Source organism: Hymenobacter psoromatis, assembly GCA_001596155.1.
In the GTDB taxonomy this organism is placed as follows: domain Bacteria; phylum Bacteroidota; class Bacteroidia; order Cytophagales; family Hymenobacteraceae; genus Hymenobacter.
In genome coordinates, this window is sequence record CP014771.1 from 4821844 (window position 1) to 4843227 (window position 21384).

A 21384-nucleotide genomic window follows, 5' to 3' on the forward strand; every position below is an offset into this window, starting at 1 on the left:
AGCCTTTTAATGCTTGTTAATCAATTCCCCAGTACCACTTCCACGCGGCGGTTCTGGGCTTTGCCAGCTTCGGTAGCGTTGCTGGCTACCGGCTCGGCCGCACCGTGGGCGTACACCTGCACCCGGCCCTGCGGAAACGCGCTGGTGCTCTTGGCTTCCAGCCAGTGGTCCACGGCTTCGGCGCGGGTTTCGCTCAGTTGTTGGTTGGCAGTGGGGTTGCCGGTGTTGTCGGTGTAGCCATGCACGGCTATTTTGAGGCGGCCGGCCACCACGAGGTCGTTGAAGAGCTGGTTCAGCTCGCGCTGGGCGGCGGGCGTGAACGTGCTCTGGCCGGTGTTGAACTCGATGTTCCAGGCCCGCTTGCTCACGCTGCGGCGGATTTCATCGTCGGCCGCGAACTGCTGCGTTTCGGCTGGGGCCAGGTTCTTGCCCTTGTACTGGGCTTGCAGCTTGCGCAGCAGGCTCAGGTCGAGCATATTGGCCAGCGGCACGTAGCTGGGCAGCTCCTTGGGGTAGAGGTGGCTCTGCACGTCGCCGAAGGTCTTGTACACGGCGGCGTAAATGTTGGTGCCGCCGTTATCCAGCCCGAACAAGGTCAGGTTGTCGTTGAAATTGAAGGCTTTGCTACCCCCCAATTCTACCACCTGGCCGGTGCGGTCGGCCTCGCTGGTGCCTTTGTAGTACTTCAGCCAGTACGCGCCGGGCTTGTCCTGGTCGCCATAAACCTGGGCCGAGATGTCGGCGGCGCGGGTCAGGGCTTCGGGGTGGCTTTTCACCTGGTCGCCGGCCACGGCGAAGGCGGTCATCAGGTTCAGCACCGCCGGTTGGTGGGCGTCGTACCAGCGCTTGGTCGTCACCATAATGTTAGGCATCTGGTTCGAGTAATCCTTAGTGCTCACGATGTTGACGAGGCCGCCTTTCTGCTTGGCGATGTTCACGTCGCCGGGCGTCCAGGTGGCTACGGCGTCGGCCACCACGTCCACTTTCACACCGGTGCTGTGGCCGCTCACCACTTTGGTGCGCGACTCGGGCTTGCCCACGATGTACTTCTCGGCGGCCACCAGGAAGTCGCTGGCAGACATGAAGTTCACGGCTTCGGGGTCGTAGGTAGTTTCGTCGGGGTTCACTTTCAGGCCGTTATCAGCGCACCATTTCAGGGCAATGTTCTGGTCGCCATCGCGCAGGTAGCAGGCAATGGTTTTGCCGAGCGCCGCCTTAGGGTTATCAAGCCATTCTTTCGGGCCCATCAGCTTGTCTTCGCCGAAGGATTTGCCCACCGAGTACGGGATAATTTGCAGGCTGGTGCCGGCCTTTTCAAGCTGGCTCTGCACGGCCGAGAAGGCGGGTAGGCCATCGCCCATGATGCTCACAATCAGGCCCGGCGTTTCCGGGTTGGCTTGCAGGTCGAGGGCGTTTTTCACCAGGTCGGCCTGCATCTTCGATACGTCGTCCTGGCGGGTAATCTGCATGTCTATCTTATTGGCGGCCAGGGCCGAGCCCATTGTGGTGCGGGGGCCGCCGTTGGCGAGCATCCCGGCCATCTGGGAGTTCCAGGCCATCACTTCCCACACCACGGGCGTGCCGTTTTCGGCCGGGGCGGTGCCGGGCAGCGGGGCCAGCGGCACCACCAGGGTAGCGCGGTTGCCGCCGGCCGCCGGCAGCTCAATCGAGCTGAGCAGCACCGACTGCGTATCGGCCTTCTGAAAGATTTTATTGCTGGCAATCAGCTTATTGATGCCAAAGTACAGCAGCGCAAAAACGATGGCACCGAGTACGATTTTACCACGAGTTGTCATGAGTAGGGTGCGGGGCTTGTCTCCGCCCGTTGTAAGGGTTAGTAATCAAAAAGTCAAACTGCGCGGCCGGCTTACCTCACCCCCTGACCCCCTCTCCCGTAGAGAGGGGGCACCGGTCATGCGCTATCGTTTGTTTCGGTAGGTTCCCCCTCTCCACGGGAGAGGGGGTAGGGGGGTGAGGTGCGCGGTTACAGCAGCACGGCGCACAGCAGCAGCGCCAGGCAGCCACTAATCAAGCAGGCTAGAATAGGCATCATCGGAGCGTTTTTTAGTGGCCGCTACCGAGGTAGCAGCCGGGGTTTTATCGTTGGTTAACAAGGCGTTGAAGTCGCCTTTCTGGTAGCGGTCCAGCAGGCGCTGGCCCTTTTCGCTCATCACGCCGTTCTGGATGTCCATCTCCTTCACGAACTCCTGCGAGTAGCGCATAGCCTGCTTAATCTGGCCCAATTGCTGAGCCATGTCCTGGGCCACGCGGTCGGTGGCGAGGTCGAAGAAATACTTCTTATCAGGGTCGCCGCGCAGGATATTCATGGCGGCGCGCATGCCCGAGCTGGTACGTTTCACCAGCTCATATTCGTCTTTCAAAAGGCCGACTTTGAACTTGCTGCCGTCAATCTGGCGCAGGGCAGCTTTCAGAATCTGGCGCATCACCACACTCACGTTGGCCGTGGTGGTGGCCATTGGTTGCAGGCGCTGGTTGTAGTCCAGGATTTGGGCGGCGCGGCTGGCGTAGGCTTCGGCGGCGTCCTTTTCGTTTTGGCGGGTCGCCGAGTCGGCCAGGGCCAGATACTCCTGCATCTGGGCGTCGTTGGCGGCCAGCTTGCGCTTCACCAGCTCGTGCGCGCCCTCGATGTGGCCGATTTCGCCTTCCATCTGGCGGGCCTCCTTCTCGGTGTTCGAGATATAGTCCTCCATGATGCCAATGGGGTCGGTGTTGACGAAAATGCCCGCCAGCGTGCGCAAAATCCGCTGCCCGGCGTACCAGAGGCCAATCTGAATCCGCTTGTTCGTTGCCAGCAAAAACAGCAAGAACAGCACCCCCAGCCCGATGCCCAGCTTCACGCTGTTGAACACGATGTCCACGAGGTAGGGCACTATCTGGCCCCAGTAGTACACGCCGGCCCCGGCCCCGGCGGCCAGCACTACCCAGCCGGCCACCTTTTCGGGCTGCTGCCACTTGGGCAGGGTAGGGCTAAGGTCAGAAGAAAGCAAAGTTTTCATGGCTCAGAAAGGGGTTTAGTTACTTAGTTAATAATGATTTAGCGGCTTGCTGGTGCGCTTGCAACTCGGCCCCGGCGGCCGCGTTGGCCAGCTCGTAGGAGGCCAGCGCGGCCTGGGTTTTGGCGGTTTCCTGGTGCAGTTGCTGCTGGGTGTCAGTGAGTTGCTGGCTTTGCTCGGTGAGCTGCTGGGTGAGGCTGGCCACGGCGGCTTGCAGCCTGGTCTCCTGCTCGCGCAGCTGGGCCAGGGCGCTGGACTTGCCGGGTGGCCCGCTTTCGCCCATTTTTTCGCGGTGGCGGGCCAGCACCTGGGCGCGGTCGTCGGCTAGCTTTTGGGCCAGCGCATCGGCCGAGGTGAGGAGGGTAGGGAGGTCGGTGCCCGTCACAGCGGCGAAGGCGTTGAAGGCCGTCTGGTACAGCAGCGGGCCACTGAGGCCACTGGCTGCCAGGCTTTTCACCATCTTGACGAAGGCCCCAAAATCTTTGCCATCGCCGGCCAGCACCTGCGCAATGTGGTCGAGGTGGCGCTGCTCGGGCTGGGTGGTGCCGGGCGGCAGGCCGGCCAGCGGGGGGGTAGGGCTGGCCAGCGGCCCGGCCACGCGCGGGGCGGCCGCGGCCGCGGCTTCGCCGTCGGGCTCGACGAAGAAGTCTTTGGCGGCTTTCGCCAGGTTATCGAGAATAGCCATGTCGGAGCGGGCTGGTAGGTGAGGGATGCGTACCTAATGCCAAGACCAGTGCCGATTCAGGAAAAGCGAAAGCTGATTTTAGTTAAAAATCAATTAATCAGCATACTAAATAAAAAATCCCGCCCGGCGCGAGGCCGGTCGGGAAGCTGTTTTTTCCAAAATGGAAAGCCGTTTTTGCTAAAAGGGCAAACGGCGGGGCCACCTAGCCGGGGCCGAAGTGGTAGCGCAGACCCAACGCCATCGTGGCTTGCGTGCGGGAGTCATGGTTATTGTTGGTAACCGGAAGGTCAAACGTGAAGTCATACGCGGCCTCCAGCCGCGAAACCAGCCGGTAGTGCAGCCCAAAACCCAGGCTAAGCAACGGCTGCGTGTAGGTAGAAGGGCTTTCGTAAGGCGTGACGACCGGCGCTGCCTGGTCGTGGGTGGTCTGGGTGCCGGTGTTGCCATAGCGGGTGTATTCAAACTTGGCCCCGCCCAGCGCGTCGGCCTGAAAGCGGTGGGTAGGCTTGCGCGTCAGCCCGTAGCGGGCCAGCAGCGTGGCCGTGGTGCTGCGCTCCCGGTAGGTGCCGGCGAAATCTATGACGGCGCTCGGCGGCGACGGATAGTAGGAGCTATAAGAAGTGGAATAGGCGTAGTTGCTGCTATTGCCGCTGTAGGCCAGGCCCAGCTGCACCGCCAGGCGCGGCCGCACCTGGTAGCCCACCACGGCCTGCACCGGGATGCGCGCCTGGCCGTTGCCCCAGCTACTCAGATTCTGGTGGCTGCTACTATACACGTTCAGACCGCCGTAGAAGTGGGGCGACGTCGGCAGCTCAGCAGTTTGCGCGTGGCTGGCAAGCGGCAAGCCCAGCAACAGGCTGCCGGCTAGGCAAAGTAGAATTCTCATGGCAGGAGTACGTATAGAAGTGTTGCAAGTAAGTAGCCTTTAGGCGGCTAAGCGTTGCATAGCCAACAGAGAAAACCGGCGACTTCTTTACCGCAGGCCACCAAAGCGGTAGCGCAGGCCCAGGGCTCCGGCTAGGGTGGGCGGCGACTCCAACCGGGCCAGGCGGCTGTTGAGCGTTGCATCCAATACGGCTTCCAGGTGGCGGCCCAGGCCATAGCGGGCACTTACGCCGCCCGTAAGTAGCCACAGCGAGTAGGTGTAGCCCTGCTCATTGAAGCTAGTGGAAGTAGTGGTGCCGGCCTTGTCAGTAAACGTATGGGTGTACTGGTAAGCACTCGCGAAGCTATGCTGCTCTAGCGTAGCGCCTCCCAGCATATCCACCTGGAGACGATGCGCGGCCCGGCGAGTCAGCGTGTAGCGCGCCAGCAGCGAAAAGGAATGGCTGCGCGCCACTGATTGTCCGAAATAGTTGTCAATAGCCGTAAAGTCGGGCGTTATCTGGGTCTGCGACAGCCTCCCCCAGTCAGATGTATATTGGCTATAGGCTAAACTGGCCTGCACCGCCAGGCGCGGCCGCAGCTGGTAACCTAGCGTGGCCTGCACCGGCACCGACAAATCCGAGAAGGAATTGCCACTTACGTATTGATAATCACTGCTATAGAGCGCCAGTCCGCCGTAGTAGCGGTAAGCGGGCGGGGAAGGCTGCTGGGCTTGGCTAGCTAGCGGGGCGACCAACAGCGCCGCCAAGATGTAGTAAGATTGCTTCATGAAGTTTTGATGGACAAGGATGAGCAAACGTACTAAAAACTAGCTAACAAACAAGTATATAAACTAAAAATGGCTAGAAAATTAAGAAATCATTTTAAATATCCGGCCGGGCGCGGCGTAACAAATCGCGTTGGCCGCTGGCAGGTTGGTCAGCGGCTTAAGTGGATTACTGCGCCGCGCCCGGCCGCATATTTTCTTTAGAGCAGTTTCCAAGTCGGTGTACAGATTGACCGGTGCGGGCTGCCGGCTTTTCGCCGGCTGTCCGCTCTTCGTTCGCGCCGTTCGTTCTCGTGAAGAGCGGACAGCCGGCGAAAAGCCGGCAGCCCGCCCTGTACACCGACTTGGAAACTGCTCTAGTTGAAACCGACTTTTCAGACGTCCTTGAGAAAACCTGGTGGGCGCAGCGTGCCCGAACCGGCGACTTCTTTACCGCAGGCCACCAAAGCGGTAGCGCAGGCCCAGGGCCGTAGTGCCGGTCAGCACCGAGGAGCTAGAGTGGTGTTCGTAATTGAAGTCGTGATTGAGGGTGAAGCCGAGCATCGCCTCCAGGTGCCGGCCAAACCGGTAGCGGGCGCTAGCGCCCGCCGTTAATAAAAAGTTATTTTGCGCACCCGCCGAGGCATAGTTGGCAGTAGCGACAACCGCGTAGGTGCTGTCGCTATCGGTGCGCACTTGGGACGTGGCCTCACGCCGGTTTACCAGCGTGAGGCCGCCCAGCACGTCCACCTGGAAGCGATGCGTAGCTTGGCGCGTGAGCGTGTAGCGGGCCAGCAGGGTAGTGGAGGTGGTGCGGAGGGAAGAAGTGCCGTTATATTCGAAGTAGGCGGCGGGGCTGGCTGCCGCCGAGGAGCTGCTATAGTACTTGCCCAGACCGAAGAAGCTGGTGTTTGCGTTGCTATAAGCAATGCCGGCCTGCACCGCCAGCCGGGGCCGCAGCTGGTAGCCTACCGTGAGTTGCACCGGCACCGTAACCCCCCGGTAATAGGCCCCGCCAAGTGGCTGGTAATCGCTGGCGTACAAGTCCAGCCCCACGTAGTAGCGGGGGTAGGGACTGGCAGTTTGGGCCAGACCGAGCAGTGGCAAAATGGTCAATAAGCCACTGGGGGCTACCTGAAGCAAGCGCATAGGTTCTCAGAGGAAAAGAAACACAAGTATAAGTGCCGATTGACACGTTAGCCGTTGCAAGCCTGACCCAAAAAAATATCCCCTGAAAAACGCTTTCCTACCCCCACGCCCCCAGCAAACGCCGAATCAACACGATTTCGCCCACGTGGTACGCCGCGTGGTCGCCAATGAGCAGGGCCTCGCGGAAAATGCTCTGGCCGTCGCCGTGGGGTAGGGGGGCAAATAAATCGGTAGTGGGATTTTCCAGCAGGTCGATAAACTGCTGCTGGTCGTGGGCGATGGCGCGCAGCGCGGCCTGCCAGCCGGCCTCGTCCACGGCTAGCGCTTTGTCGGGCCAGTAAGCGGCGGGCCACTCGGGCGCTACATAGTGGGGGTTCACGCAAAACTCCAGAATGTCGGCCTGCGCGATGCGGATGTGCTCGACCAGCTGCCAGATGGTGTAGGGCACCTGCGGCACGGCCTGGTTGCGCAGCGGCGCGGGCAGGTCGGCCACGGCTTGGTCAAAGGTGGCGTGGGCATTGCCGCCGGCCAGCAGGGCGGTGAGCTCGGCCACGAGGGCTTGTCGGGTTGGGGCGTCCATGAGGGGGTAGGGAAAAGGGTGCGACTTTTCAACCGCCGGGCCGGCAAACAGTTGCTAGACGCCAGCACCCAGCAGCCCCAGCCGGGTGGCAAACACGCGCCCGATTTGCAGCGCCTGCTGCTTGGCCAGCGTGGCCGTGGGGCCGGCAAAGTGCGCATCCACGGTTTCGTGAAACAGCGCCAGCCAGCGCTCGAAGTGGGCCAGGCCGATGGGCAGCGGAAAATGCTTGCGCATCGGAAAGCCCTGGTAGCGGCTGGTGCCCAGCAAGATGCCGCTCCAAAAATCGTAGAGCTGCGGCAGGTGGTGGCCCAAATCGACGTGCGCGAAGTCGATGAACACGGCGGCCAGCAGCGGGTCGGCCAGGGCGCGCGCGTAGAACTGGTCCACCAGCAGCTGTATGTCGGCTTCGGTCGTGATGTCGGGCATGGGGGGTAGGAACGCGAACTTTGTGGTTCGCGTCTCCGAACGACTCGGATGGCGCGGGGACGCGAACTACAAAGTTCGCGCTACGGAGCACAATGAACGACCCCGAAATCCGCGCCCGGCTCTACCCCTTATTACTAGGCGGGGTCCACATCGACGAGCTGCCCACCGGCAGCACCCGCGCCGACGTGGTGCACATCACCGAGCACTTCATGCACGGCTACGAGGTGAAGGGCGACGGCGACACCCTGCAACGGGTGGAAAACCAATTGCGCTGCTACGCCGAAGTCTATGATTTCGTCACGTTCGTAGTCACCGAAAAGCACCTGGCCAAGCTGCTGCCGCGCCTGCCCGCCTGGGTCGGCGTGCTGGTGGCCGCGCCCGACGGCCCCGCCCTGCGCTGCCACCGCGAAGCCGGCTACAACGCCACCGTGCAGGCCGCCCCGCTGGCCGGGCTGCTGTGGGTGGAAGAAATCAAGCAGTTCCTGTTGGCGCGGGGCCTGGCCGGGGCCAGCACCCTGCGCCAGCGCGAGGTGGCGCAATATCTGCGCACGGCCCACACGGTGCCGCTCTCGGCGCTGGCCCAGTACGTGCGCGAGCGCCTCATGGCCCGGCTGCCCGAGCGCCTGCTGCTGCGCGAGGCCCGCCAGGCCGAGCGCGCCCGGCTGGCCGGCCTGCGCCAGCGGCGGCTGGCCCGGCGGCAGGGGTAGGGCCAGGTTGCAACCGCCAGCCTGGGGAATGGCAGCCGGGGCCGGCCGGCCAAAAAACAGCCCTTTGGGTAAGTCCTGTGTTTTTACCAATCTTGATGAAATCGAAGCCTTGAAAACGGCTGTTTTTAGCTCTCCGGCTCCATCGGGCCCATCCAAAACAACTGTTTCCAAAGCTCCGGCTCCATCGGGAACAGCAAAAACAGTTGTTTTTAGCACTCCAGTCGCGCCGGGCCTACCCAAAACAGCTGTTTTCAAGGCTCCGACCGGGGCCGGAGTCTTAAAAACAGCTGTTTTTGCCAGGTGGGTTGCGGCTGGTCTTGAAAAAAGACTAGTTGCCGGCCTTAAAGCAGTTTTCAAGTTAGTGTGCATCTTGGACGGGGCGGGCTGCCGGGGTTGAGCCGGCTGTCCGCTCGTCGTTCGCGCCGTTTGTTCTGCCGAAGAGCGGACAGCCGGCTCAACCCCGGCAGCCCGCCCCGTCCACTAACTCCGAAACTGCTCTAAGCGGCCACGCCGTCCGCCGGGTGCGGCTGGGGCAGGGCGGCCAGGTTGCCATCGGTGGCGGTGCCGGTCGAGTTGGGGAAGGGGAAGTAGGCGTAGGCCATTTCGGGCTGCGTATAGTGCTGGTGCAGCAGGCCGGCGTAGGCCCGATACAGGCCCTCACACACGGTTTGCTCCTCGGCATCTACGGCGGCCGAGCCCCCGCGCTTGTCGGCGGCGGCCGTGACGCGGCCGGTCAGCGCCGCTTCCAGCGCCTGGTATTGGCGGGCGGCCTCGGCGGCCGTCACGCCCGTTTGCTTGCCGTAGGGGCCGCTTATTTTGTCGAGGTAGTACTTAGCCCGGCTCAGCACGTTGGTCTGGTCGGCCTGGTAGAGCGCCCCCATTCCGCCCGGAAAAATGTCAATCCGCTCGGCCTGCCGCTGGTCAGGAAAGGCGGGGAATACGTGGGTCGTATTCGTCAGCCTGGCCCATTGCAGGAAGGCGCGAACGGCGTTTTGCAGCGTGGCCACGCTGGCCGACTTGCCCCCCACGCCGCGCTGGGTGTGGGCCGCCCGCAACGCAGCCACTTGCGGCAGCAGGCTGGCCAGGTCGTCGGCGTTCGCGCCAGCATCGCGTTGCAGGTTGGCCAGGGCCGCCTCGGCAAAGGCCAGAAACTCATCATCGCTGAGCGAGGCGCACAGCGGCACGAAGAAGTTGGTGAAATACATTTTGTTGGTCATGGCAGGCGGGGTAGGTGAATGTAGATAAGATGAATAATCTTCGCAAGTACGGCCCTAAACCCGTAAGCGCGCCGCCGGCCGTCCCCCGTCTGCCCGCTGCCCCGGCCCGCAGCGCGCCCCCCCAGCTGGCCGCCGCGCTAAGGCAGGCGCGGGCTTACCTTGCGCCAACATCTGCCTACCCCCCTCTTTTTAGTTAAGCTGCCATGCCTACCCCCCTTGCCGCGCTGCCCCGCTTACCCAAGTCGCCCACCGGCATCGAGGGCCTCGACGAGATAACCGAGGGCGGCCTGCCGCTGGGCCGCCCCACCCTCATTTGCGGCAGCGCGGGCTGCGGCAAAACCCTGCTGGCCATCGAGTTTCTGGTGCGCGGCGTGGAGCTGTATAATGAGCCGGGCGTGCTGATGACCTTCGAGGAAACCGCCGACGAGCTGGCCGCCAACGTGGCTTCGCTGGGCTTCGACCTGCGCCAAATGCAGGCCGACAAGCTCCTGCGCCTCGACCATGTGCATGTGGACCGCTCCGAAATGGAAGAGTCGGGCGAGTACGACCTCGACGGGCTTTTTATTCGCCTGGGCCACGCCATCGATTCCATCGGGGCCAAGCGCGTGGTGTTGGATACGATTGAGGCGCTGTTTTCGGGCTTCAGCAACCAGGCCGTGCTGCGCTCCGAAATCCGCCGGCTGTTTCGCTGGCTCAAGGACAAGGGCGTGACGACCATCATCACGGCCGAGCGCGGCGAGGGCACGCTGACCCGGCAAGGTTTGGAAGAATACGTGTCGGACTGCGTGATTTTGCTCGATAACCGGGTGATTGACCAGATTACGACCCGGCGGCTGCGCATCGTGAAGTACCGCGGCAGCACCCACGGCACCAACGAATACCCCTACCTCATCAGCGAGGACGGCATCTCGGTGCTGCCCGTGACGTCGCTGCGGCTGGAACATAGCGTTTCCGACGAGATTGTCTCGACCGGCGTGCCGGGCCTCGATGCCATGTTTGCGCAAGGCGGCTGGTACCGGGGCAGCAGCGCGCTGCTCACGGGCACGGCCGGCACCGCCAAAACCACGCTCGCCGCCGCCTTCGCCGCCGAAACCTGCCGCCGCGGCGAGCGCTGCCTGTATTTCACTTTTGAAGAATCGCCGGCCCAGCTCATCCGCAACATGCGGACCGTGGGGCTCGATTTGCAGCCCTACCTCGACCAGGATTTGCTGCGCATCGAAGCCTCGCGGCCCTCGCTCAACGGCCTGGAGCGCCACCTCGTGACGCTGCACCGCGACGTGCGCGAGTTCCGGCCCCAGGCCGTCGTCATCGACCCCATCAGCAACCTTATCTCGGTGGGCAGCATCAGCGAAGTGCGCAGTATGCTCACCCGGATGGTTGATTTTTTGAAAATCAACAACATCACAGCCCTGTTTACGGCCCTCATCAACGGGCGGCACGGGCAATTGGAATTGACCGAGGAAGGCGTGTCGTCGCTGGTCGATACCTGGGTGTCGGTGCGCGACCTGGAGGGGGTAGGCGAGCGCAACCGGGGCCTGAGCATCCTCAAGGCGCGCGGCATGGCGCACTCCAACCAGGTGCGCGAATTCGTGATAACCAACCACGGCGTGGACTTGCTGGACGTGGTAATCGGGCCGGAAGGCATCATTACCGGGGCCGGCCGCCTCACGCAGCGCATTCAGGAAGAAGCCCAGTTGGCCGTGCGTCAGCACGAAGCCGAGCGCCGCGACCGCGAGCTGGAGCGCCGCCGCCGGGTGCTGGAAGCCACCATCGCCAACTTGCGCACGGAATTTGAGTCGGTGGAAGAAGAGCTGCGCCACCTCAGCCAGCAAGAGCACGCCCGCGACACCGCCCAGCGCGAAGGCCACGCCGCCCTGGCCGCCGGCGGCGCATCCGCCGATTATTTCCCTACCCCCCCCAACGCCCGGCCCTGAGCGCCGTATGCCCGCTAGCTATGATAGATGTTGATGATGTGAGGGAAGAACCGCTGGAAGCCGCCGCCCTACCCCCCGGCGAAACCTGGGAGCTGCGCCTGTACGTGGCCGGCCACACGGCCAAGTCTATCGCGGCGCTGGCCAACCTGCGCCGCTACTGCGAGCAGCACGTGCCCGGCCGCTACCGCCTGGAAATTATTGACTTGCTGCAAAACCCGCAGCTGGCCGAGGGCGACCAGATTCTGGCCATCCCGACGGTGGTGCGCAAGATGCCCGAGCCCATTCGCCGGGTTATCGGCGACCTTTCGAACGAGGAGCGCGTCATCGTGGGGCTCGACCTGCGGCTTTCCGTTTAGCCCGTGCTGCCCCTCCCTACCCCCCCCGCCCCGGACGAGCCGCTCGCCTACGAGCTGGTGCTCTACGTGGCGGGGGCCACCCCCAACTCAACGCGGGCCGTGCGCAACATCAAGGCCATTTGTGAAGAATATTTGCCCGGCCGCTACGCGCTGCGCATTCTGGATATTTACCAGCAACCCGAGCTGGCGCAGCAGGCCCAGCTGGTGGCCTTGCCCACGCTGGTGCGCCTGCGGCCGCTGCCGCAGCGCCGCCTGGTGGGCGACCTCTCGAACCGCCCGGTGGTGTTGAGCGTTCTAGGTCTGAACCAACTACCGCCCCCCGCCCCTGCCCCATGATGCCCACCGCCGCCGACCTGGCTCGGGAAAATGAAGAGCTGCGCGAGCAGCTGCGCGAAGCCGAAGAGCTAATTATGGCTGTGCGCACGGGGGCCGTGGATGCGCTGGCCATTCAGGGCGCGGAGGGGCCGCGCATCTTCACCCTCGAAAGCGCCGACCACGGCTACCGCACCCTGGTGGAGCAGATGAGCGAAGGCGCGGTGCTGCTGGGGGCTGCCGGCGAAGTGCTCTACGCCAACGCCGCCCTGGCCGCCGCCCTGGGCTGCCCGCCCGATGAGCTGCTGGGCCACCCGTTCACCGAGTTCGTGCCGGCCGGCTACCTGGCCTACTGGACCGAGCTGTGGCAGCAGGGCTGGGCCAGCCAGGCGCGCGGCGAAATGCCCCTGCAACACTGCCGCACCGGGGCCCTGCGCCCTTTTTCGGTGTCTATGAACGTGCTCACGCTCAGCGGCGCGCCCACGCTGGCCGTGCTGCTGGCCGACGTGTCGGCGCGCCAGGAGATTTTTTCCATCCGCTCGATGGTGGCCCGCCAAAACAAGCTGCTTGACCGCAAGAACGAGGAATTGGTGCGCCAGCAGGCCGCCCGCCAGGCCGTGGAGCGCGCCGCCGCCGAGGTGAGCCGGGTGCTGGAAGGCATTCCGCAGATTGCCTGGACCGCCGACGTGGCCGGCGAAACCACTTACCTCAACCACCGCTGGTTCGACTATGTGGGCGAGGAAGCCGTGACGCCCGAGCAGATAGCCAGCCGCATTCACCCCGACGACCTGGCCCCCAGCTTCCGCACCTGGGAGCATGCGCTGGCCACCCAGCAGCCCCTGGAGCTGGAATGCCGCATCCTGAACCAGGCCGGCGACTACCGCTGGATGCTGGGCCGCGCCCTGCCCTCGCGCAACGAGCAGGGCGAGGTGGTGCAGTGGATTGGCACCTATACTGATATTCACGAAAACAAGCTGGCTCAGGAGCGCGTGATTCAGGCCCAGCGCCTGCTGCGCGACAACAACGAGGAGCTGACCCGCGTCAACGTGGACCTGGACAGCTTCATCTATTCCGCCTCGCACGACCTCAAGGGGCCGATTACCAACATCGAAGGCTTGCTGCAAGCCCTCGTCGATGAGCTGCCCATCGAGGCCCGCCAGCGGCCGCCGGTTTATACTATTCTGGGAATGCTGACTACCTCGGTCGAGCGCTTTCAGCACACCATCGAGCAGCTCAGCGACGTGGCCCGGCTCCAGCGCGACCATGCCCTACCCCCCGCCCCGGTGCCGCTGGCCCCCGTGGTGCAGGGCGTGGTGCTCGACCTGGCCCCGCTGGTGCACGCGGCCGGCGCGCAGCTAGAGCTGGATTTGGCCGAGGGGGTAGGGGCGCGCTTCCTGGAAAAAAACCTGCGCAGCGTGGTCTATAACCTGCTCAGCAACGCCCTCAAGTACCGCGCTCCCGCGCGCCCGGCCCACATCCGGCTGCGCGCCTACCCCGACGGCCCCCACCTGCGCCTGAGCGTGCAGGACAACGGCCTCGGCATTGACGCCCCCGGTCAGCGCCGGCTGTTCGGCCTCTTCGAGCGCCTGCACACCCACGTGGAGGGCAGCGGCGTGGGCCTGTTCATGGTCAAAAAAATGGTAGAAAACGCTGGCGGCCGCATCCTGGTGGAGAGTGAAGAAGGCACCGGCTCCACGTTCACGGTGCTGCTGCCGCGGTAACGAACCAAGATGCTGCGCAAGATTATTCACCTCGACATGGATGCCTTTTATGCCTCCGTGGAGCAGCGCGACGACCCGGCCCTGCGCGGGCGGCCGGTGGCCGTGGGCGGCACCCGCGCCCGCGGCGTAGTGATGGCCGCCAGCTACGAGGCCCGGCAATTTGGGGTGCGCTCGGCCATGCCGGCCGCCACGGCGGCGCGCCTCTGCCCCGAGCTGCGGTTCGTGCCGCCGCGCTTTGACGTGTATAAAGAGGTATCAGGTCAGATTCGGGAAATCATGGCCGAATACACGCCGCTTATCGAGCCCGTGGCCCTCGATGAAGCTTACCTCGACGTGACCCACAACCTGGCCGGCCTACCCCTCGCCAGCGAGGTAGCCCGCCAAATCAGGGCTAAGATTTTAGAACGCACCCAGCTCACGGCTTCGGCGGGCATTTCCTACAATAAATTTCTGGCCAAGCTGGCCTCCGACCGCCGCAAACCCAACGGGCAGTACGTGATTCCGCCCGAGCGCGGGCCGGCGTTCGTGGCCGGGCTGGGGGTAGGCGAGTTTCACGGCATCGGGCCGGCTACGCAGGCGCGGCTGCACGCGCTGGGCATCTTCACCGGAGCCGACCTGCGCGCCCAGCCCGAGGCGCTGCTGCGCCGGCACTTCGGCAAGGCGGGCGGCTTCTACTACGCCATCGCCCGCGCCGAGGACCTGCGCCCCGTGCGCCCCGACCGCCCCCGCAAGTCGGTGGGGGCCGAAATGACTTTTGCCCAGGACCTGCACGAATTGCCCGACCTGCTGGCCGCCTTGCTGCCCGTGGCCGCCAAGGTCTGGGCCTACTGCCAGCGCACCGGCCAGTCGGGCCGCTGCATCACGCTAAAAGTAAAATACGCTGATTTCCAGCAACTAACCCGCAGCCGCACCCTGCCCGCCGCCGTGCCCGACGAAGCCGCCCTGCTGCGCCTGGGCCAGGATTTGCTGACGGTGTTGCTACCCCTGCCGCAGGGCGTGCGGCTGCTGGGCCTCTCCTTGTCCGCCCTCGATGAGCCCGACGCGACCACCGGGCAGCTGGCGCTTTTTTAGGGGGTAGGGGTGAGTAGGGAGTAGTGCCAATTGAAAAAGCGTCGCCGAACCAACTTGCGCTCACGCCACTGGTTTCAGCAGTGTCAGAATCAACTACTAATCACTGACCCCTACTCCCTAAAAAATGTCTGCCATCCAAGAAATCGAACAGCTCGAACGGAAGCGCTTCGCGGCGCAGGTTGCCAAAGACCTGCCGACGCTCGAAACCATCTTTGCCGACGACCTCATTTACACCCACTCCAACGGCCATCAGGATGGCAAGGCGAGCTACCTGGCCTCCATCGCCAGCGGCCAGAGCCGCTACGATAAGGTTGATATCGAGGCCATAACGGTGCGGCCCTACAACGACGACCACACGGCCATCGTCAACGCCCTCATCCAGATTGACCTTGGCCCCGGTGCCGACGGCCAGCCCAGCTTCACGCGCATCAAGTACGTGGTGGTGTATATCAAGGACGCCGCAAAAGGTTGGCAGCTAGTGCTCTGGCACGCCCAGAAGCAGCAGTAACGCGAACTTTCCAGTTCGTGCGCGAGCGTCAGCTAGCAGGCGGGGCCGCGCGGCGCGCACGACGATGCTCGCTGGCGCTCGCGCACGAACTGGAAAGTTTGCGCTACTGCACCGGCAGCGTCAGCTTGGAGGCATGGCCGGGCTCGTGGTAAATCCGGATGGTAGCCTTCTGAAAATCAGCCGCATTAGCAGTCGAGATGTTGATGAACTGCTGCGGATTGCGGTCCACCAGCGGAAACCAGCTGCTTTGCACCTGCACCAGCAGGCGGTGGCCTTTTTTGAAGGTGTGCAGCACGTCGTTCAGCTCGTATTTCACCTCGGTGGGCACGTTGGGCTGGAACGGTTCGGGCTGCGTGAAGCTGTTGCGGAACCGGCCGCGTAGCACGTCGGCGCGTACCAGGCGCTGGGTGCCGGGTAGGGTGGTATTTTGCGCCCCCGGCGCGGGGTCGGCTGCATCGTCGGGCAGCACGTCGATGAGCTTCACCACGAAGTCGGCATCGGTGCCGGAGGTGCTCACCCACAGGTCCACGGCCAGCGGGCCGGCCACGGTCAGGTCGGCGGGCAGGGGTAGGGTTTGGAAGGTGAGCACGTCGGGCCGCTCGGCCGCAAAGCGCTGGTCGGCAATCATATACTCGTTGCTGCGGCTGCTCAGGATGCCGGGCGCGTAGGGCACCGGGTGGGCCGGGTCGCTGAGGTATTCGGAGAAGGCGGGGGCGGGTGGAGGTGGTAATGTTTGTGGCGTGTGCGTAATAGTCGGTCCTGCTACCATGCTTTGAATAGCCTCTCCTACTTTATTTTCATAAGCAACCAATCCCCCGCCCGGCTGAAAATAAAACGGCCGTGCCTGCGCCGCCTTCGGCGGCCAGGCGGAGTAGGTTTTCCACTCATTCGTACCGGTATTGAACACCGTGGCTTCGGCCGCGTCGAAGTGGCCTTTGTCTTTCAGGTAGAAGTTGAAAAACGGCGTTTCCAGGGTGCGGCGGTAGTATTCGGCGGTGTTTTGGCCAAAATTCAGGGGGCCGAATTTGCTCCAGTCGGCGCGGCTCCAGGCCCCGTGGGTCCAGGGGCCCATCACGAGGCGGTTGGTGGCGGCGGGGTTCTGCTTTTCGATGGCCTGGTAGGTGTGCAGCGCCCCGAACAGGTCCTCGGCATCGTACCAGCCGCCGACGACCAGCACGGCCGGCCGCACGCCGGTTAGGCTCGGGCGGCTGTTGCGCGCCTGCCAATAGGCATCGTAGGTGTCGTGGGCCAGGTACTCGTTCCAGATGCGGGCCCGGCCGTTGAAATACTGGCTTTGGTTGGCATTTTTAATGGGGCCCAAATCCAGAAAAAACTGGTAGGCATCGGCGATTTTTAAGGGAAACAATTCCTCGTACTTGGCCAGCGGCTGGGGCCGGGGCACATCGAAAGAATTCGTGAAATCAAAGTTATCCAGCAAAAAAAATGCCCCGCCGTGCCGGGCATCGTCGCCGATAAACTCGTCCGTCACCGGGGCCTGCGGCGACACGGCCTTGAGCGCCGGGTGGGCGTTGGGCAGGCTGGCCGAGGCGTAGAAGCCGGGGTAGGAAATTCCCATGACGCCCACGCGGCCGTTGTTGTAGGGCACGTGTTTCAGCAGCCACTCGATGGTGTCGTAGGTATCGGTGCTTTCGTCGTGAGCGGCGTTTTTGCCTTTGCCCTTGCTGGGCTTGCCGCGGCCGGCGGGGGGTAGGGCGGGGGTCATTTCCTCAAACTGACCTTCGCTGAGGTAGCGCCCGCGCACGTCCTGGTACACGAAAATATATTTTTCCTGGCTCAGCTCGCGGCTGGGGCCGGGGCCGCGGGTGGGGTAGGCATCCGCGCCGCGCGGGCCGGCCGAGTAGGGCGTCCGCTCCATCAGGAAGGGGTAGGGGTTGGCCCGGCTCGCATCGCGCGGCACGTACAGAATGGTGGCCAGCCGGGTGCCGTCGCGCATCGGAATGAGCTGCTCCAGCTTGCGGTAGTTTTGGCGCACGAAGAGCGAGTCCTCGGCGCGGGTGGGGGTAGGGGCGGTTTGGGCGGCGGCGGGCCGGGCGAGGGCGGCAGCCAGCAGGGCGCTGAGCAGGACGGAGCGAAACATAGTCGCGCAAAGTAGGTATGAGGGGGTGATTCTCACGGCGGAGTTGCGCTACACTCGTATGTCATTGCGAGCAAAGCGAAGCAATCGCACCCGCACGACACCCCCGCCGTTTGTTCGGCCATCGTTCCGGTGTGATTGCTTCGCTTTGCTCGCAATGACGAACTAGCTCCATTACCCCCTTACCAACAATGACCTACCAACCCAACCCCGCCCGCTACGAGGCGATGGAATACCGCCGCTGCGGAAATAGCGGCCTCCAATTGCCGGCCGTGTCGCTGGGCCTGTGGCATAATTTCGGCGAAGTGGACGCGCTGGCCAACTGCCGGGAAATCCTGCGCACGGCCTTCGACGCGGGCATCACGCACTTCGATTTGGCCAACAACTACGGCCCGCCGCCCGGCGCGGCCGAAAGCACGCTTGGGCAACTATTGAAGACTGATTTTAGGGCCTACCGCGACGAGCTGGTTATCTCCACCAAGGCCGGCTGGGGCATGTGGCCCGGCCCCTACGGCGACCTGGGCTCGCGCAAGTATTTGATGGCCAGCCTCGACCAGAGCCTGCGCCGCATGGGCCTCGACTACGTGGACATCTACTACCACCACCGGCCCGACCCCGCCACGCCGCTCGAAGAAAGCATGGGCGCGCTCGACGCGCTGGTGCGTCAGGGCAAGGCCCTGTACGTGGGTATTTCCAGCTACTCGCCCGACGAGACGCGCCGCGCCTGCGCCATTTTGCGGGAATTAGGCACGCCCTGCCTCATTCATCAGCCCAAGTACTCGATGCTGGTGCGCGACGCGGAAAACGGTCTGCTCGACGTGCTGGCCGAAGAAGGGGTAGGCTGCATTCCGTTCTCGCCCCTGGCCCAGGGACTATTGACCGACAAGTACTTACAAGGCGTGCCCGATGATTCGCGCGTGGGTCGCCACCTCGGCAACGGGGCCATCGAAGCCGATGCTTTAACTCCCGAAAACCTGGAAAAAGCCCGCCAACTCAACGACCTGGCGAAGCAGCGCGGCCAAACCCTGGCGCAACTCGCCCTGGCCTGGATACTCAAGGACCCGCGCATTACGTCCGTGCTCATCGGCGCCAGCAAGCCGAGCCAGGTAACTGATGCGGTGGGCAGCTTGAAGAAGTTGAATTTCAGCGCTGAGGAACTGGCGCGGGTGGAGGAGATTTTGAAATGACAGCACTTACGCAAAAGGTAGTTTGTCATGGCTGCGCGTTGTCTGCCACGACAAACTACCCTTTGCGTAAGTTTTAATCCGGATACTTAGCAAATTTTAGTACTAAAGTAGTCGCATGAAGATAAGTTGACATTGGCTTATCTACAACGTCCTGCTGGTTACACAAAAGCTAGCAGTTGAGGGCTTCTTTAACAGCCTCGTCAAAGGCTGATAAGCAGTTTCTTAGTTGGCTCGGTTGCGTTCTTCCTGCCCGGCCCCTTCGCGCTGGCTCTTGCGGGCTAGGCCAGTGTTGCCGAGCTTGTAGGTGAAGGCGAAGCGTAGCAGCCGGGTGTCGTTGCGGCGGTAGAAACCGAAGTCCTGGCTGGCGTAGTGTACGTCGGCCGCGCCGCGCTCGGTGTAGAGCACATCGGCCAGGCTGAGGCTAAGAATCGCCTTGTTATCCAGCAGCTTGAGGGTAGCTCCGGCGTTGAGAGCGTAATACGATAAGGAGCGGTAGAAACCCTGAATAGTGGGCGAATTGTAATAGCCCGTTAGCTGCGCCGTGAGGTGGGGCGTGATAGTAAAGGAATTGGTGACGTTCAGGTTATATACAAAAAGGCGGCTGCGCTGCGGCTCGGCGGCGTAGGTCGAGTGGAAAGCTTGCTCATATATAGTCAGGTTGTTGTCCACTTTCCAGCGCTTGCCGAGGGCGAACGGAGCGATGACCGTGACGCCGTAGTTGGAGGAGGAGCCCAGGTTGCCGAAGGTGTAGGTGGTTTCGCGGGTGGCCAGGTTTTGCAGCGGGTATTCGGAGGCAAACTGGCGGGTGTAGTTGAAGAACGGGGCCACGCTCAGCTCGTGGGCGAAAACGTTGGTCCACTCCACGGCATCGGTGAAGGAGGGTAGCAAAAACGGATTGCCTTGGTTGGAAAAGTACTAACTTTGGTAGCTCAAAAACGGGTTAAGCGAACTGTAAGCGGGCCGCTCGATGCGGCGCGAGTAGCTGAGGTTGAGCTGGTAGGCCGGCGAGAACTTGTACTGCGCATAGACCGTCGGGAATAGCTGGAAGTAGTTGTTGCGGTGGCTGGTCTGGGTGGTGCGCGAGGTGCCCAGCGTGTGCGTGTACTCGGCCCGCAGCCCCACCTGGGCCGAGAATTTCGCCCAGTCGCGGCTGGCCGAGGCGTAGGCAGCGGCGTGTTTTCCTGGTACTCAAACTGGTTGGTGCGCTGGGCATCCGTCACCCAGTCGCTGCCCTGCTGGCGCTGAAACCGGAAGTCGTTGCGGGCATCCACCCGGCTGTACTTAGCCCCGGTTTCCAGCTTGAAGTGGGGGTAGGGCAGCGTTACATCGGCCTTGAGCGAGTGGATGACCGTGCCGCCCGCCAGCTGGCTGCGCAACTGCTGCGGCCCGCCCACTGGCTGGGCGCGGGCCTCGTCCACGGTCTGGTTGGCGAAATCCTGCTGCTGGTCGGTGCCGAAGCGGGCGTAGTTGGCATCCACCGACACGGTTTTGCCCACCGAGTCGAGCCGCACGGTGTAGTAGCCATCCACCGAATAATTGTAGGAGGCATTGCCCAAGTGGCTCTGGGTCTGCACGGTGGTGTCGGTGGGCTGCGCGCCGCTGAAGGTGCGGGCGGTGCCCGTGCCCTCGGCGGGGTTGTTGAGTATATAGAGGTTGGCCACCAGGCCCGCGCTGGATTTGGGGCCGGTTTTCACGTCCAGCTGGGCCTTGGCATCGTGGTAGCGGGCGGTACGCAGCTGGTGGCTTGTGGCTCGCAGTTCGCTGGGTAGCGCCTGGCCCGGCGCACGTTGGGTAGCGTATTGGGTAATGTCCTCAAACGAGCGGGTGCGGCCCAGGAAGTAGCTGCCGTTCAAGTCAATAGCTTTGCGTTTGATGCCCACCACCGCCCCGCCGCTGTAGCGGGAATAGTGGCCCTGCGCCCCGCGCAGCGTCAGGTCGGTGTTCCAGCCCGGCTGCTGCCGCTGCCGGGTGCGGATGTTGAGGATGCCCGCGTTGCCCTCGGCATCGTATTTGGCCGGGGGCGTGGTGATGACTTCTAGCGTCTGAATGCTTTCGGCGGGCATGTTGCGCAGCATATTGGCCAGCGCGTCCGGGCTGAGGCGCACCGGCCGGTCGTCGATGAGCACCAGCACGCCGCTTTTGCCCTGCATCCCGATGGCATCGGTGGCCGAAATCGTGACGCCCGGCGTGCTCTTAATCACGTCGTAGGCGCTGCCGCCGGCCGCGGCCGGTAGCTGGTCCACGTTGACTACCAAGCGGTCTATCTGACGCTCAATTACCGGCTTGCGGCCCGTTACCTGCACTTCGCCCAGCGCCTGCGCGGCGGGGGCCAGCACCAGCGCCGGCAGTGCCAGGGCCGGGCCGCCCGCCACCCGCACCACGGCCGAGCGGCCGTCGCGGTAGCCCAGCTGCTGCGCCCGCACCCGGTAGCGGCCCGGCAGCACGTTGGCCAGTGTAAACTGGCCCTCCGCATCGCTCAGCGTCGCTTTAACTAGCACTGAGTCAGCGGCCCGCAGCAGCAGCACATTGGCGTATTCGAGGGGCTTGCCATCGAGGCTTTGCAGGCGGCCGGTGAGGCCGCCAGTACGCACCGTGTCGGCCGGGTTAGCTTGCCGGGGCGAATTGACGGACCTTAGTGCCGGACTGGATTTAGCTAAAGCTGAGAAAATTAAGCCCGGCAACAACCCCAAAAAAATTGACACAACGAGGCGCATCGCGCCCAGGCGGCGGGAGGAAAAGAAAGCCATAAAACAAGCGAAATGGAAGCGAAAAGAAGCGGCGCGGTTGGGTTG

19 protein-coding genes and 1 pseudogene are annotated in these 21384 nt (G+C 63.3%); 8 read left to right on the plus strand and 12 right to left on the minus strand.

Translation table 11 applies throughout. The features are described from left to right. Nucleotides 1-20: 20 nt before the first annotated feature. The 8 genes from A0257_20475 to A0257_20510 form a co-directional block, all read right to left on the minus strand. On the minus strand, nt 21-1796 hold the full coding sequence (locus A0257_20475) for a hypothetical protein (protein AMR29235.1): 1776 nt from the start codon (nt 1794-1796) through the stop codon (nt 21-23). A 228-nt stretch (nt 1797-2024) separates the two neighbouring features. After that, entirely contained in the window at nt 2025-3017 is a 993-nt protein-coding gene (locus A0257_20480) for a hypothetical protein (protein ID AMR29236.1), read from the minus strand. 19 nt (nt 3018-3036) lie between these two features. Next, the gene (locus A0257_20485; GenBank protein ID AMR29237.1) at nt 3037-3699 is read right to left on the minus strand and encodes a hypothetical protein; all 663 of its coding nucleotides are present in this window, start codon (nt 3697-3699) and stop codon (nt 3037-3039) included. Between the two features lie 202 nt (nt 3700-3901). After that, nucleotides 3902-4552 carry a hypothetical protein gene (locus A0257_20490; protein AMR29238.1) on the minus strand — a complete coding sequence of 217 codons (651 nt, stop codon included), beginning with the start codon at nt 4550-4552 and terminating at the stop codon, nt 3902-3904. Nucleotides 4553-4672: 120 nt separating this feature from the next. Next, entirely contained in the window at nt 4673-5353 is a 681-nt protein-coding gene (locus tag A0257_20495) for a hypothetical protein (protein AMR29239.1), read from the minus strand. 426 nt (nt 5354-5779) lie between these two features. Further along, complete coding sequence (locus A0257_20500; protein ID AMR29240.1) at nt 5780-6478, minus strand: hypothetical protein; 699 nt, start codon at nt 6476-6478, stop codon at nt 5780-5782. Between the two features lie 97 nt (nt 6479-6575). Then, nucleotides 6576-7058 carry an ABC transporter gene (locus tag A0257_20505; protein ID AMR29241.1) on the minus strand — a complete coding sequence of 161 codons (483 nt, stop codon included), beginning with the start codon at nt 7056-7058 and terminating at the stop codon, nt 6576-6578. Between the two features lie 54 nt (nt 7059-7112). Beyond that, entirely contained in the window at nt 7113-7484 is a 372-nt protein-coding gene (locus tag A0257_20510) for a sec-independent protein translocase TatC (GenBank protein AMR29242.1), read from the minus strand. A gap of 92 nt (nt 7485-7576) precedes the next feature. Here A0257_20510 and A0257_20515 point away from each other — a divergent pair, with 92 nt between their 5' ends. Further along, complete coding sequence (locus tag A0257_20515) at nt 7577-8191, plus strand: hypothetical protein (protein ID AMR29243.1); 615 nt, start codon at nt 7577-7579, stop codon at nt 8189-8191. Nucleotides 8192-8688: 497 nt separating this feature from the next. Here the strand turns inward: A0257_20515 and A0257_20520 are convergent, their stop codons facing one another. Further along, the gene (locus A0257_20520; protein AMR29244.1) at nt 8689-9408 is read right to left on the minus strand and encodes a hypothetical protein; all 720 of its coding nucleotides are present in this window, start codon (nt 9406-9408) and stop codon (nt 8689-8691) included. Between the two features lie 203 nt (nt 9409-9611). Between A0257_20520 and A0257_20525 the strand changes: the two are divergent. The 6 genes and pseudogenes from A0257_20525 (at nt 9612) to A0257_20550 (ending at nt 15310) form a co-directional block, all read left to right on the plus strand. Next, nucleotides 9612-11243, plus strand: a pseudogene (locus tag A0257_20525) (KaiC 1). A 119-nt stretch (nt 11244-11362) separates the two neighbouring features. Then, nucleotides 11363-11698 carry a circadian clock protein KaiB gene (locus tag A0257_20530; protein ID AMR29245.1) on the plus strand — a complete coding sequence of 112 codons (336 nt, stop codon included), beginning with the start codon at nt 11363-11365 and terminating at the stop codon, nt 11696-11698. Between the two features lie 6 nt (nt 11699-11704). Then, nucleotides 11705-12034, plus strand: coding sequence for a circadian clock protein KaiB (locus tag A0257_20535; GenBank protein ID AMR29880.1), 330 nt, complete (start codon nt 11705-11707; stop codon nt 12032-12034). Next, nucleotides 12031-13731 carry a hypothetical protein gene (locus A0257_20540; GenBank protein AMR29246.1) on the plus strand — a complete coding sequence of 567 codons (1701 nt, stop codon included), beginning with the start codon at nt 12031-12033 and terminating at the stop codon, nt 13729-13731. Before A0257_20535 ends, A0257_20540 begins: the two co-directional genes overlap by 4 nt. A 9-nt stretch (nt 13732-13740) precedes the next feature. Continuing rightward, complete coding sequence (locus A0257_20545) at nt 13741-14802, plus strand: DNA polymerase IV (GenBank protein ID AMR29247.1); 1062 nt, start codon at nt 13741-13743, stop codon at nt 14800-14802. Nucleotides 14803-14926: 124 nt separating this feature from the next. Further along, nucleotides 14927-15310 (plus strand): hypothetical protein, encoded by a 384-nt coding sequence (locus tag A0257_20550; GenBank protein AMR29248.1) that lies wholly within the window; start codon nt 14927-14929, stop codon nt 15308-15310. Nucleotides 15311-15413: 103 nt separating this feature from the next. Here the strand turns inward: A0257_20550 and A0257_20555 are convergent, their stop codons facing one another. Then, on the minus strand, nt 15414-17408 hold the full coding sequence (locus A0257_20555; GenBank protein ID AMR29249.1) for an X-Pro dipeptidyl-peptidase: 1995 nt from the start codon (nt 17406-17408) through the stop codon (nt 15414-15416). 188 nt (nt 17409-17596) lie between these two features. Between A0257_20555 and A0257_20560 the strand changes: the two genes are divergently transcribed. After that, nucleotides 17597-18592 carry an L-glyceraldehyde 3-phosphate reductase gene (locus A0257_20560; GenBank protein AMR29250.1) on the plus strand — a complete coding sequence of 332 codons (996 nt, stop codon included), beginning with the start codon at nt 17597-17599 and terminating at the stop codon, nt 18590-18592. Nucleotides 18593-18814: 222 nt separating this feature from the next. Here the strand turns inward: A0257_20560 and A0257_20565 are convergent, their stop codons facing one another. Then, on the minus strand, nt 18815-19480 hold the full coding sequence (locus tag A0257_20565; GenBank protein ID AMR29251.1) for a hypothetical protein: 666 nt from the start codon (nt 19478-19480) through the stop codon (nt 18815-18817). Nucleotides 19481-19521: 41 nt separating this feature from the next. Continuing rightward, nucleotides 19522-21339, minus strand: a complete 1818-nt coding sequence (locus A0257_20570) for a hypothetical protein (GenBank protein AMR29252.1) — start codon at nt 21337-21339, stop codon at nt 19522-19524. Between the last annotated feature and the right edge of the window lie 45 nt (nt 21340-21384).